This window comes from Candidatus Methanodesulfokora washburnensis (genome assembly GCF_003947435.1).
GTDB classification, from domain to species: domain Archaea; phylum Korarchaeota; class Korarchaeia; order Korarchaeales; family Korarchaeaceae; genus Methanodesulfokora; species Methanodesulfokora washburnensis.
On record NZ_RCOS01000121.1, the window covers coordinates 1 to 10980 of the forward strand.

The window sequence follows — 10980 nt, forward strand, 5'->3', positions numbered from 1 at the left end:
GACCTTGAAGACCTTGAGAAGGCTGTCAACTGCAGGATAGGCTTTCTTGTTGAACCTCTGAATAACGATTACATGGAGATCACGCTGTTTCTCAAGAATGAAGAGAAAGGTGATTAGATGGTTCTAACATGTGGTGATTGTGAAAATTTCCTCCATGCCCCTACATCAAAATATGGAATATGTCCTCTTCTAGGGATCTATACATCTGAGGATTCTCAGAGACCTTTAACATGCCATCTTTTTAAGAGGAAAAAGGTGATTGACAGATGAGCCTAGTTTATGAGATAGTAGATCAGAGGGATATTCAAAAAAAGACAAAAGCAAGGTATCCATCAGCAGTTGTTGTAGCTAAACTGCTGAAAATAGCTAATGCCAAGACTGTTCTTGATGTAACATACGGGAGAGGAAGATTCTACAAATGGGAGAAACCTCAGACATTGATAGGCGTAGATCCGAAACTATGGAAATGGATAGTAGAACCTGATATTTTTTACCAGATGACTGTATTCCGATTTTGCAGAGAGATAGCAGAGGAAAACATAAAGCTAAATCAAGTAGATGTTGTCGTGATAGATCCACCCGCATGGAACTATGGGATTAGGTATAACAAACGGGATGAATATGCCTATATCATAGGAACACCGCAGACTATAATAGAACAGGGTCTTAAAGCTGCTAGACTATTGAATTCAAGGTATCTCTTACTACACTTCAACAAAATGCTGGATCTAGGTGAAAAAGTATATATAATCCAATTTAGATGGTTTGCACACTACTTATACACAGAGAACAAGAACAAGTCATATTACATATTGTATAAGCTGCATTAAGGGGATTAGATGGGAATTATCAGTTTTATCAAAAAGCTTTTTGGGATGGATGAGCTAGATCCACTTATACAGATAGAGATTGAGCTACTTAGGCGTTATCTACAACATCGTGATAAGAAGTGAATTTTATTATATTCCTCTCTTTTTCTTTTTCTAAGGTGCTGGTAAATGCATACAGTTAAGCTGTTCACAAGTCCACCAAGACCATATCCATACATTTTAATCAATGTCATCCATCCTAGATTTTCATTTTTGAAATATGCAGAAGAGGTAATAATAGATTCTGGAATAGAGATCTTCAGAGATCCCAACGTAAAGGAATATTCTAAGAATCACATCTCAAGGCTTCTCAGGGTGTATGCAAAGGTGAGGCAGAGAGTTCACAATAAACCAGTATATGTTACAGTTCCAGATTATTGTGATGATTATCATCCTAGAAATCTATGGATTAACGAGCAACATACAAACATAGAGAGGACTGTGGATAATGTGTTAAAATATACTGAAAAATACGACTGGATTCCCTGGCTGATACCGATTCAAGGCTGGAATAAGAATCCAGAATCAGTTTTAAGGTGCATTAATTTATACAAGAAATATGGAATAATAGATAAATTCAACTATTTTGCAGTAGGAAATTTATGTGTAGAGCCAGACATTGAGATAGCCTATAAGACCATAAGCCTAGTGAGAAAGGAGCTACCAGATAAGAAAATTCACGTATTCGGTCTCAAGCTTAACGCTCTTAAAAAAGTCTTCTTTATGATAGACTCATTCGATTCTATGGCGTGGACTAGACCAGTAGATGACAGCCTAAATGCGAACTATAGTTGTAAAACAAAAGAAGAGAGATTGAGGTTCTTTGAGAGATGGCTTGAAAAATACAATGCTATTATAAGAAACGAAACACTAGATAGCTTTTTATAAAAAGTAATTTATTAAGGTTTCACAGCTTCACATAGGAGATTTGTCCCGCCGTTTGTTAGGCTGATGACTGTAAAGCCTATCTGTTCCAACAGCTTTTTTATAGCAGGTTTTGTGAATCCGCTTTTGTGCGTATTTTCAGGATAGTTCTGTTCTCCATATATCCAAAATGATATAGCTTTATAACCTTCTAGCTCTCCATATTTGAAATCGGGATTCAGGATAACCTGATTTGCTATTACTTCTAGATCTGGACATTGAATAAATAACCTACCGCCTTTCTTCAGCACTCTAAAGCAGTCTTTTAAAAAATCCTCAACAACTCTCCATGATAAATGCTCTATAAAGTCTTTTGCTATTATCTCATCAGCAGACTCATCAGGAAAGAATCTAAGAAGCTCTTTCTCAAGATCTATCTGTAGCACTTCAGGCTTTGTCCTTCTTACATCTATGTTTATGTAGCCCTTTTTTATGTCATCGCCACATCCCAGATTTAACCTCATTTCTACCACCTTTGCTGTTGATAGAACCTAGCCTCTCCGATGCTAAAAATATGCTCCAAATCACTTTTTAAAAAATTGTTATACTCTTCCATAGTCATCTAGCTTTCTCACTATGTCATTGGGATGTCCATCAGATACCTCGATCCAGAGCATGTCCGTTTTTGCATATATCCTGTGTAGTATGTACGGATCTATCTTAATTGAAAACATAGGATATACCGTGTAGTCCTTGCTGTCAACTTTTATGAACCCCTCTCCCTGAATGCATATAAGCACTTCACGTCTCTTTTCATGGTAATGTAGTGATGTTCTCTGTCCTCTTTTTATGAAGATCCTCTTCACTAATTCGTTTGAGCTGTTGGAAAGAATATCCTCGTATCCCCAAGGCTTCTCTATCCTTGTTTGATACTCGTTTTTCACTCTGTTTAAGAGCCATGATGAATGCACTCTTATCTCCCCCGTGTCAACATACCTTACAGCTATTCCTAATTCATCACATACCTTTACCTCTGCTTTAGGCAATGTGTCCAATGTTCTATCCCCTGACTTAACGAAAATATGTGGTTTAATCAGCCTGAGGGTCTCAGCTACCGTCATGTCCTTGTCTATCTGGGGCACTACCTCATCCACGTATCTTATTGCCTCTAAAATCTCTTTCCTTTGGTCAAAGGGCATGAAGACAAAGTTTCTCTTCTTCAGTAGCCATTCATCAGTGTTCAAAATAACGACTAGCTTATCCCCCAATTTCTTAGCTTCTCTGAATAGCTTTATGTGGTCTGCATGTAGCGGATCAAATCCTCCTGATACTGCGACTACTACTTTTCTCATTTTTCCTTCCCCTCCTCTTTCCTCTGATACGCCTGTATATTGCATAGGGTATCACACCTAGTATTATGAGCGGTGAAAACAGGGCTATGTATGATATAATCAAGAATGCAAAAAAACAAAGGTAAAAGGTAGTGGTGATAGTGGCTATTACTCCTATTATGATCCCTATAGTCTTTAACGCTTCTTTTAATGAGCTCATTGTTTTATCTCACCTTTCTCCCCACCTTTTTCAGTATATTCAATGCTCTCTGGTGCTTTTACAACTATCAATCCCTGCTTAGCCTTCTTTCCTATCCATACGTTTACTGGGAATGAGTATGCTATCTTTATCGCTGTCTTCCCCTCTACGTTGCCTTCCATCGTGCTGTCCTTTATCTTCCCCTCAACACCTGCTGTCATCGTTCCCTCTAATTTCATGTTCCTCAGGTCTATTGTCAAGGGTAGCCTTATCGTCATTTTATCTGTTAGCTTTATCAGGAAATCTGCCTCAACAACTGGATTGCTATCTGCTGTTAAAGTCCCAAATATTACTGTGGTATAGGTCTTCTCTGGTGGTGTTGGTGGCGGTGGCGGAGGAGGAGGTGGAGGTGGAGGCGGTGTTGGAGGAGCACCTACCTTTATGCATAGCGGATGGTTCTTATCACAAGCCCCGCTTTTCTCATCTACTCCCTCTACTTTAAGGGTTCCTGTCCACTCAAACGATTCGTCTGCTGAGACAGACATGCATATTGTGTGTTCACCTTCTGTCGTGAATACAGATCCTTTCCAGTCAAATGAACGCCATCCCGTAGTAACATAGTATGGTATGTTGTCAACATATATTGAAAAGTATCTCATATAGCCGTCCTTCTGCGATTCTGCATGAGCCTTCACTTTATACTCCTTTGTAGGTGGTGGAGTGGGTGGCTGTTCAGTTAACCTGAAGTTTGGATCTCCGTGAAAGTTTCTGTTTTTAGCATCTCTTCTGAGAAGGTCTGCTATTTCAGGATCTGAATTATCAAATCTCTTTGCATTCTCCTCATACTTGTTGAGCATTCTTTTGTAAGCCTCTCCCGCTGTATATCCTTCCATTAAAGCTCTGTCAAACTCAAAGTTTGCGTCTATGAAGAACCATATAGGATCTTGTCTTGGATCTGATGCCTTATTTGTTACTATCCAATACTCCGTTACTTCTCCGCATCCGCATGATAATCCAAAATGCTGTACTAAATCCTCTACCAGATCGTCCTCAAGACATGAAACCTTGTTGAAATACCTACCTTTCAGCAGTATGTTCTGCTGAGCTCCACAGCTGAAATCCACATCATAATCCTGTACTGTGGTTTTGCATTTGGTTCCATGTCCTACTGATAGACCAGATATGCCTCTTATCTCTGGATCTTTCAGTGCTTCCCATACGTCCTTTGCATAGCAGTTTTTTCCCTGAAGGTTCACATACTTAAAGTCTCCATGCTTCTCCTGAGTGAATAGTATAGCTACTCTAGACCATGCCCATGTTGCGTCATCAAAATCTGGAAATTCGTTAAGGATTTTAGCCATCCTCTCACCTACACTTCAGCTAATCTCTTCATAAGTTTGATAGCAAACTCTGGATCTTTCCTAATCAGTGAAGGTACTTCACTTCTCTTTACCATGAAGCCCACGTAACCTATCCACATCTCCCTGTTCTCTGGTGGTAACTGGTTTAAATACTCCTCATAAAGTTTGGCTAGTCTTTCTCTCTCATCATTTCCAAAGTGCATTATACCCTTGTTTAAATTAGAGATCTGCTGTTTGGCAAAGTTTTTAAGCTCCATATAGCTCTCCTTCACTCCCATCTATGAATCCCCCCCTGTTATGATAATATCTCGCTCTCTCTGCTTATATTTTCTCCTATTATGTTAAGCAGGAATGTTATTGCTCCTAGTATTATGTCGTTGGGTATCGGGTAGAAGAATCCAGCTACCAGTATCACCACAACAGCTATGACTATTATCGCTTTTGTCTGCCAAGGTGTCTTCTCCGCTAGTTTTGCTACTTGCTTTTCCTTATGTGTCTGCATTATTCCTAGCAGTATTGTGCCAGCAATCAGTATATAGGGGGTCAGCTTTGGTGCTATAAAGGGGCATACTATACTCAGGATGGCTAAAATCCTGAAAATCCACTTCATCACATTTCCTATCATGGTCTTTCCACCTCATGGACTATTAGCCTTTCTTATACTTAAACATTACGCTTATCCATTGTTTTTTGCGAAAACGAAAACTTTTTATTTTTCACCATCTCTTTTTTGTAGGGTGATGTATAATGGCAGATAAGAAAAGGAAAAAGAGAGGAATTCTTGAGAAACTGAATCTGAAGAAAGTCTTGAGGACGAAAATAGTTAAGGCAAAGAGGAAAATAAAGAGGAAAGTCTTAAGGAAAGTCATAAGAAGGACTTATGATGAGAATCAAAAAATAGCTTGGTATGTTTACAAGTTCTCAGCCTCATGCGGTGAATTCAGAGCTAATCCTACTGAGGCAAACTTTGCTAGGTTAAAGCAGACTGCTGAACAGGTATCTCAGAGGCTAGGTATTAAGCTAAACAAGGTGTTGGAGGTAGCTGAAAAGTACATGAAGAATCCATCCACTGACTTAAAAGTTCAGTTTAACGATGAGGCTGTTCAGTATGTTCTTGCTCTAATGCTCTTAGGTGAAGAAAAACTGGAGAAAGAGGCTGTTAACGAGTGAGCTTCCCCTCTATATTTTTTAGATCCTCTGGTGTTATCACCACGTATTCTGCTCTATACTGTTCCGCATAGGCTTTATTTTCCTCTATCTCCTTTTTTGTTGGTTTTTTGCTTCTTTTGCACTCAATGAGGAATACCTTACCATCGGGTCTTATTGCTATCAGGTCAAATGGTTTGCTTCCTGCACATCTGAAAACTGCAAAGCCCATCTCAAGAAGCTTGTCTCTAACCTTATACTCGAATAATCTCCCTTTTCTGTACACTTTAGAACCTTCCCATCCTTGTCCTTTCTGCTGTCCTTCTCATCACAGACTGTCTTATCATTGTTAGCTTTGCTACCTTAAGTATTGAATCAGCTATTGCCTCAGCTCTCTCCTTTATCCTTTGCTTTCCCTCTGGTGTTATTGCCTCAGGATCTGTCATTGCTAGCACTCCCTCGCATGTATCAATAAGATCTTTTCTTGCCTCCTCATAATCCGCCAAACCTGCTGTGAAGGCATCAACTATAAGTGTTATTGTTGTAGCTATGTTTGCCCTCATTGTCGGATCTTGTATATCTCCTAGCAGTGTCAATATATGCCTCTGAATCTCAGCAGACATTTTTCACATCACCTCTCCCCTGTTTAGCTCATCTAAGATCATCACTATCGCTCTTGTAAGTATTTCCTCTTTTGAAATCCCAAACTTCTTCTCGGCTTCTCTTATTTTATCCATAACAACTTTTGGTACTGTGATCTGCAAGACCTCACTCATTCAGATCACTCATATTTTTTCCTGTCTATCACATTTATAAACTTTGCACCGTCTGCTCAAAATCTCTGAAATATCTCTCATCCGTCTTTCCCTCTTTTTTAGATATGAAATCTCTTAGAAAGTCGGCTTCGAGCATCTCCTTATATACCTCTTCATCTAATGTTATGGTTATCTCTATCTTCATCCTGTTGTCCTTTACCCTTATTTTTGTGGTTGTGCTCACTGGAAAGAAGGCTTTTTCCTCTCTCCTACATACGAAATCCGCATATCTACATATTTGATCTCCTATGGCTCTCAATCTATGCCTTATTTCACTTATTCGTCTTGCTTTTTCCTTCATTTCCATCATCATATATAAGTCTCACTTCTTTATATACTTTTTCCTTCCATGTCTGCGTGAGGTGAGATAGATGGCTGGCTACAGGAATGGACAGGCTATGTATGCGAAGTATGCGGCTAAGTTCAACCCAACCGTAATAGGGACTAGGTTCACTGACATAAAAGATGTGGCTCTTGCTAGGGCACAGGAGGGACTTCTGACCGTTGGAGCCTTAAGAGACCTTGTAAGACCAATACTGGACAAGTACGGAGTTGCCTCAACAATGAGGGCTCTGTACCTTGCCTTTGCTCTGAAGCTGTATAAGCACACTGCAAGAAGCTCTGCTGATGCCGCAAAGAAGATAGCTGATGGACTGAAGAGCATGTATGTAACAAGCTTTGACGCAAACCCAGACATACTGAACGAGATAATAAACGTCGTGGCTGGATGGGTTTCTCCATACTGAAGGATACAACTGAATTCTGCCGCATACTTCGCTCTCCCCCTATCTTTTTTTTAAGCAAAGTTTTTTAAGTGGAGTCCAGTCTATCCTATAGTGTCTTCGATGAAGGTAGGAATATATCATGGTAGGGCTATTTCTCTTGAATTAGTCGCTAGGGAAATATCAAAGGTTTTGCAGAAAGATGGACATACTTCTTTCCTCTCTCCAGTACAGGAACCACCTTTTCAGATCAGATCAAAGTATGATTCAGCAATATTCATAATACCGTTCGCTCCTCTGTTTGCTTCATCATGGTTTCTCATAATAAGAGAGCTAAGAAAGCACTCTGGATTTCCTGCTGTAGCCTATGTAGTTGTTGAAGGAAGACCTGTCTCAAGATATGTAAAGGACTGGATGAGGGATAACATCCTATACATAGCAAACTCCGAGTTCACAAAACAGATGCTATCCTATGTGAACATAAACTGTGAGGCTGTCATCCCTCATGGGATCTCGCTATCGGATTTTGAGAAGATAGCTCAGAATCAGGATGCTGGTAGAAAGCTTGTGTTTTCAAAGTTTCCCAATAGAAGCGATAATTTTGTTGTATTTGGTACTATTGCATCATCACATCAGAGAAAGGGGCTTGCTGAATATGCTCAGGTAATAAGAACTGTTGTCGAGATGGATGAAAACGTGGGATTCTACATCATAACAGAACCGAAAGCTGTGCCATATTTCGCAGGAATTCCAAATATATATGTGAATACTGGGTTTGGATACTCACCTAATGCTATATCAAGAAACGAGCTTCTTCTTCTCCTGTCTGGATTTGATTACTATGTTCAGCCTTCTCTGGCTGAATCGTTCTGTCTTCCTGTCTTAGAGGCTATGGCTCTTGGGAGACCTGTGATCCACATAGACTACGATCCGCTGTCATCCCTTACTTCTGAGAAAACCTCTATTAGAGTGCCGTTTGCAGAACAGAGATTTACTGATACAGGAGAGGGCATAGAGTACCTTATGTCTTATTATGATCCCAATGATTTTGTTAGTGCTATACTTGAGGCTGTTGAGATAAAAAGAAGCGATGAGAAAAGGTACAATAAAATGCAAAAAGAGGCTTTAAAGAGAGCTGAGGAATTTGATTCATTTAAACTCTACAAAGAGTTTTTAAGGTATCTTCACTAACATATAGTATGCTCACCAGAGAGCAAATAGCAAAGATACTTGAGCAGAAGAGAAAGCTCTTTCTTAAGACACAGACTCCATCAGCTGAATACACAAATTTACAGAGGACTTTTGACACTAGGGATCTTTTTGAGGAATATGCATGGTCTCAGGAGTATGATATGAACCTTCTTGCCATGATTTCAGCATTCACTCTAGGTATAACTTTTGATGAGATACTACCAATCTCCTTCCTGAAAGAACCTGAAACTCCCTCTCCAGAGGAGATAGAGGCTGGTATAAACCTTCCAGTTGAGACACCTGCTCCAGAGGATATTTTGCAGGAGATAATTGAGGACATTGAATCTGGAAAGATAGAGCTACCCGCTGGGGTTTCAAAAGAAGATATAATAAATGCATTAAAGAATCCTACATCTGCAAATGCAGGATCTTTCACACCTGAAGAAGCTGAGGAAATCACCAGAGAGACACCTGAGAAAGCATATTATGAAAAAAGCCATTATGACATGTCTTATTACGATCCAGAATATATGATCGAGTTTCTTAGAGCTTTGCTATACAGGCTGTATAACGATACTGGAGACCCCCAGACGCTAGCTAATGATATACTGAAATTGGGGGATCAGTTTGGGATTCAGAGAGATTTAGTCGTAACCATATTTAACAGAATTCAGCTTTTAAGAGCTACAAAATACCAGATGTTCATACTGGGTGTCTCTCAGATAGGTGCATCCCTCTGGAACAATGAGAACAAAGTTCTATTCATGGATATGGATGGAAATATAAAAGAGGTTGAGATAAACAACTTGGATGATGCTCTGCTGGGATTTGCTCTCGATAACACTGCTTTAGGCTATGGGTTCACGACATATCCAGATACCGTGATAAGACCGTTAACCAGGGTATATGAAAACAATGGAAAGAAGACTGTACCCGCTCTTCCAGTTCTTCTTGAGTATCTCTACAGAAAGGTGAATAAAACAGTGAACAACTACTTCCTAACACCTGTTGCATTCACAAACTATTCCACAGTTCCAGAGATGACCGATCTATCAAAAAGCGAAAAAATGGATGTCTATGCTACTTTGCAGAACTACAGATATGCTGTTGAAAATTTAGTAGAGTCTATATGCAATAAACACTCCGTGAACCAGTACCAGAAGAGACAGTACCAGATGGCTGGTCTTCAGTATGTTACAAGGAATGTTGAGTCCCATAGCTGGGGTAAAGACCTTCTTCTACAGATGTCCGATGATGAGTTTACTGACTTCTGGCTAGACCACTGGGGAAGGCAAGGTTTAAATAGAGAAATACTCCTAGAAATCAAGGGTGAGATAGAGAAATGGTTTCCGAACCTGAGGGAAAAGTCAAGAGAACTGGCAGAACAGATGAGGTTGAAGAGGAAAATGAAGGCTTACCTGAGCAAGCTATCGAAGTAGTGCCTTCTCCAGAGGCTATAACTCCGCCTATTCCCCAACCTACTCCAGAACAAAAGGCTTTTGCTGAAGCTCTATCGGATGTCCTCGTTAAGGCTCAAGAGCTTGCTTTCGAGCTTGCTACTCTTAATTGCAGACTGGCTCCTAATTGTCCTCTTGTCAAGAAATCCAGAGAGCTTATTGTCGAATTAAAGAAGATGATAGAGATTGGAAAGAAGATGAGCAGAACCGCTCCTGCTACTCCAACACAATAAACTTATTTTCTTTAGTATAAAGTGAGAAAGCCTTTTTATACCCTATCCCCCTTTCTTTTATGATGGCATCAGTTACGAAAGTTGAGATATTACCTAAGGCTTTCGAATATGATGGCTGTACAATTTACTTACTTGAAGTTATAAAGACTGGAACACCTGAGTACATAGCTGTTGTTGCATTTGAGTATGAAGGGATGAAAACAAGACCCTTCTCAATTCCCTTTAAAACGAGAGAAGAGCTCAGGGCTAAAATACTTGCTGAAGTAGCAAAGCTCAAGATGTACATCTACACGATGGGAAAAGAGAAGGTTAGGGAGGTGTTGAGATGAGCGATCCAAACATAAATTTCGGCTTCACACTTACGCCTGATGAAGTGAATAAGATAGCATCATTCATAGCCTCCTCCCTGCCTTCAACTCAGACCCCCTTACCAGAGGGGATTGAGGTACTACCTTTTGATAAAATCATGGAGATAGATGTAGAAGCTATGGCAATGGCTCTAGGTGGTCTGACAGATCCTCTTGGACAGCTCATGTCTTGGCTTTCAGGCATGTTTGACTGGCTCAAAAATGCTGTGATAAGTGGAATATCCGCTCTGATAAGCGGTATATCCGCTGGAATAGACTGGCTTAAAAATACTGTATCTAGTATACTTAGCGGAATTGCTAACCTAGCTAGCATGTTCAAAGCTGTTGTTCTGGATGCCATATATAATGCGATAAACTTCGTTAAAAATGCGGCTAGCTGGGTCTCATCTGTTTTTTTAAAACGCGCTTACTTTTCTCAAAAAGC

General features: G+C 39.9%; 20 protein-coding genes. 10 read left to right on the forward strand and 10 right to left on the reverse strand.

Annotated elements, in window-relative coordinates:
* Positions 1-117 precede the first annotated feature (117 nt).
* The 3 genes from D6D85_RS16395 to D6D85_RS10240 all read left to right on the forward strand — a co-directional run bounded on the left by D6D85_RS16395 (position 118) and on the right by D6D85_RS10240 (position 1757).
* Positions 118-270: a hypothetical protein gene (locus tag D6D85_RS16395; RefSeq protein ID WP_161969824.1), complete on the forward strand. Its 153-nt coding sequence runs from the start codon at positions 118-120 to the stop codon at positions 268-270.
* Entirely contained in the window at positions 267-830 is a 564-nt protein-coding gene (locus tag D6D85_RS10235) for a hypothetical protein (protein WP_125671944.1), read from the forward strand. Before D6D85_RS16395 ends, D6D85_RS10235 begins: the two co-directional genes overlap by 4 nt.
* A gap of 168 nt (positions 831-998) precedes the next feature.
* The gene (locus D6D85_RS10240) at positions 999-1757 is read left to right on the forward strand and encodes a hypothetical protein (protein WP_125671945.1); all 759 of its coding nucleotides are present in this window, start codon (positions 999-1001) and stop codon (positions 1755-1757) included.
* An 11-nt stretch (positions 1758-1768) separates the two neighbouring features.
* On the opposite strand, the gene D6D85_RS10245 is transcribed toward D6D85_RS10240, so the two are convergent.
* From D6D85_RS10245 to D6D85_RS10265, 6 genes are all read right to left on the reverse strand, one after another.
* Entirely contained in the window at positions 1769-2257 is a 489-nt protein-coding gene (locus D6D85_RS10245; RefSeq protein WP_125671946.1) for a class I SAM-dependent methyltransferase, read from the reverse strand.
* A 78-nt stretch (positions 2258-2335) separates the two neighbouring features.
* Positions 2336-3085, reverse strand: coding sequence for an adenylyltransferase/cytidyltransferase family protein (locus tag D6D85_RS10250; protein WP_161969825.1), 750 nt, complete (start codon positions 3083-3085; stop codon positions 2336-2338).
* A complete protein-coding gene (locus D6D85_RS16400; protein ID WP_161969826.1) occupies positions 3048-3284 on the reverse strand; it encodes a hypothetical protein in 237 nt (78 codons plus the stop codon). Before D6D85_RS16400 ends, D6D85_RS10250 begins: the two co-directional genes overlap by 38 nt.
* Entirely contained in the window at positions 3281-4624 is a 1344-nt protein-coding gene (locus tag D6D85_RS10255; protein WP_125671948.1) for a hypothetical protein, read from the reverse strand. The genes D6D85_RS16400 and D6D85_RS10255 overlap by 4 nt, the downstream gene beginning before the upstream one ends.
* An 8-nt stretch (positions 4625-4632) precedes the next feature.
* Positions 4633-4902 carry a hypothetical protein gene (locus D6D85_RS10260; protein WP_125671949.1) on the reverse strand — a complete coding sequence of 90 codons (270 nt, stop codon included), beginning with the start codon at positions 4900-4902 and terminating at the stop codon, positions 4633-4635.
* Between the two features lie 17 nt (positions 4903-4919).
* Complete coding sequence (locus D6D85_RS10265; protein WP_125671950.1) at positions 4920-5249, reverse strand: hypothetical protein; 330 nt, start codon at positions 5247-5249, stop codon at positions 4920-4922.
* A gap of 122 nt (positions 5250-5371) precedes the next feature.
* Here D6D85_RS10265 and D6D85_RS10270 point away from each other — a divergent pair, with 122 nt between their 5' ends.
* Positions 5372-5794 carry a hypothetical protein gene (locus D6D85_RS10270; protein ID WP_125671951.1) on the forward strand — a complete coding sequence of 141 codons (423 nt, stop codon included), beginning with the start codon at positions 5372-5374 and terminating at the stop codon, positions 5792-5794.
* Here D6D85_RS10270 and D6D85_RS10275 read toward each other — a convergent pair.
* Genes D6D85_RS10275 through D6D85_RS10285 form a run of 4 tightly spaced genes read right to left on the reverse strand, consistent with a single transcriptional unit; the run spans position 5784 to position 6895 of the window.
* Positions 5784-6056: a restriction endonuclease gene (locus D6D85_RS10275; RefSeq protein ID WP_125671952.1), complete on the reverse strand. Its 273-nt coding sequence runs from the start codon at positions 6054-6056 to the stop codon at positions 5784-5786. The two genes, D6D85_RS10270 and D6D85_RS10275, sit on opposite strands and share 11 nt — an antisense overlap.
* Position 6057: 1 nt before the next feature.
* Positions 6058-6393 carry a hypothetical protein gene (locus D6D85_RS10280; RefSeq protein WP_125671953.1) on the reverse strand — a complete coding sequence of 112 codons (336 nt, stop codon included), beginning with the start codon at positions 6391-6393 and terminating at the stop codon, positions 6058-6060.
* Positions 6394-6396: 3 nt separating this feature from the next.
* Positions 6397-6546, reverse strand: a complete 150-nt coding sequence (locus D6D85_RS16405; RefSeq protein WP_161969827.1) for a hypothetical protein — start codon at positions 6544-6546, stop codon at positions 6397-6399.
* Between the two features lie 34 nt (positions 6547-6580).
* Positions 6581-6895: a hypothetical protein gene (locus D6D85_RS10285; RefSeq protein WP_125671954.1), complete on the reverse strand. Its 315-nt coding sequence runs from the start codon at positions 6893-6895 to the stop codon at positions 6581-6583.
* 61 nt (positions 6896-6956) lie between these two features.
* Between D6D85_RS10285 and D6D85_RS10290 the strand changes: the two genes are divergently transcribed.
* From D6D85_RS10290 to D6D85_RS10315, 6 genes are all read left to right on the forward strand, one after another.
* Entirely contained in the window at positions 6957-7331 is a 375-nt protein-coding gene (locus D6D85_RS10290; protein ID WP_125671955.1) for a hypothetical protein, read from the forward strand.
* 99 nt (positions 7332-7430) lie between these two features.
* The gene (locus D6D85_RS10295; RefSeq protein ID WP_125671956.1) at positions 7431-8498 is read left to right on the forward strand and encodes a glycosyltransferase; all 1068 of its coding nucleotides are present in this window, start codon (positions 7431-7433) and stop codon (positions 8496-8498) included.
* Between the two features lie 8 nt (positions 8499-8506).
* Positions 8507-9937, forward strand: coding sequence for a hypothetical protein (locus D6D85_RS10300; protein WP_125671957.1), 1431 nt, complete (start codon positions 8507-8509; stop codon positions 9935-9937).
* Positions 9937-10188 (forward strand): hypothetical protein, encoded by a 252-nt coding sequence (locus D6D85_RS10305; protein ID WP_125671958.1) that lies wholly within the window; start codon positions 9937-9939, stop codon positions 10186-10188. The genes D6D85_RS10300 and D6D85_RS10305 overlap by 1 nt, the downstream gene beginning before the upstream one ends.
* 62 nt (positions 10189-10250) lie before the next feature.
* The gene (locus D6D85_RS10310; RefSeq protein WP_125671959.1) at positions 10251-10517 is read left to right on the forward strand and encodes a hypothetical protein; all 267 of its coding nucleotides are present in this window, start codon (positions 10251-10253) and stop codon (positions 10515-10517) included.
* The coding region (locus D6D85_RS10315) for a hypothetical protein (protein WP_133308314.1) at positions 10514-10980 on the forward strand (467 nt) is incomplete at its 3' end. The genes D6D85_RS10310 and D6D85_RS10315, both read left to right, overlap by 4 nt.

What these genes read in the sequence shown, in the direction of transcription:
- D6D85_RS16395 (WP_161969824.1), top strand. Translation starts at nt 118, where the DNA reads ATGGTTCTAACATGTGGTGATTGTGAAAATTTCCTCCATGCCCCTACA.
- D6D85_RS10235 (WP_125671944.1), top strand. Translation starts at nt 267, where the DNA reads ATGAGCCTAGTTTATGAGATAGTAGATCAGAGGGATATTCAAAAAAAG.
- D6D85_RS10240 (WP_125671945.1), top strand. Translation starts at nt 999, where the DNA reads ATGCATACAGTTAAGCTGTTCACAAGTCCACCAAGACCATATCCATAC.
- D6D85_RS10245 (WP_125671946.1), bottom strand. Translation starts at nt 2,257, where the DNA reads ATGAGGTTAAATCTGGGATGTGGCGATGACATAAAAAAGGGCTACATA.
- D6D85_RS10250 (WP_161969825.1), bottom strand. Translation starts at nt 3,085, where the DNA reads ATGAGAAAAGTAGTAGTCGCAGTATCAGGAGGATTTGATCCGCTACAT.
- D6D85_RS16400 (WP_161969826.1), bottom strand. Translation starts at nt 3,284, where the DNA reads ATGAGCTCATTAAAAGAAGCGTTAAAGACTATAGGGATCATAATAGGA.
- D6D85_RS10255 (WP_125671948.1), bottom strand. Translation starts at nt 4,624, where the DNA reads ATGGCTAAAATCCTTAACGAATTTCCAGATTTTGATGACGCAACATGG.
- D6D85_RS10260 (WP_125671949.1), bottom strand. Translation starts at nt 4,902, where the DNA reads ATGGGAGTGAAGGAGAGCTATATGGAGCTTAAAAACTTTGCCAAACAG.
- D6D85_RS10265 (WP_125671950.1), bottom strand. Translation starts at nt 5,249, where the DNA reads ATGATAGGAAATGTGATGAAGTGGATTTTCAGGATTTTAGCCATCCTG.
- D6D85_RS10270 (WP_125671951.1), top strand. Translation starts at nt 5,372, where the DNA reads ATGGCAGATAAGAAAAGGAAAAAGAGAGGAATTCTTGAGAAACTGAAT.
- D6D85_RS10280 (WP_125671953.1), bottom strand. Translation starts at nt 6,393, where the DNA reads ATGTCTGCTGAGATTCAGAGGCATATATTGACACTGCTAGGAGATATA.
- D6D85_RS16405 (WP_161969827.1), bottom strand. Translation starts at nt 6,546, where the DNA reads ATGAGTGAGGTCTTGCAGATCACAGTACCAAAAGTTGTTATGGATAAA.
- D6D85_RS10285 (WP_125671954.1), bottom strand. Translation starts at nt 6,895, where the DNA reads ATGATGGAAATGAAGGAAAAAGCAAGACGAATAAGTGAAATAAGGCAT.
- D6D85_RS10290 (WP_125671955.1), top strand. Translation starts at nt 6,957, where the DNA reads ATGGCTGGCTACAGGAATGGACAGGCTATGTATGCGAAGTATGCGGCT.
- D6D85_RS10295 (WP_125671956.1), top strand. Translation starts at nt 7,431, where the DNA reads ATGAAGGTAGGAATATATCATGGTAGGGCTATTTCTCTTGAATTAGTC.
- D6D85_RS10300 (WP_125671957.1), top strand. Translation starts at nt 8,507, where the DNA reads ATGCTCACCAGAGAGCAAATAGCAAAGATACTTGAGCAGAAGAGAAAG.
- D6D85_RS10310 (WP_125671959.1), top strand. Translation starts at nt 10,251, where the DNA reads ATGGCATCAGTTACGAAAGTTGAGATATTACCTAAGGCTTTCGAATAT.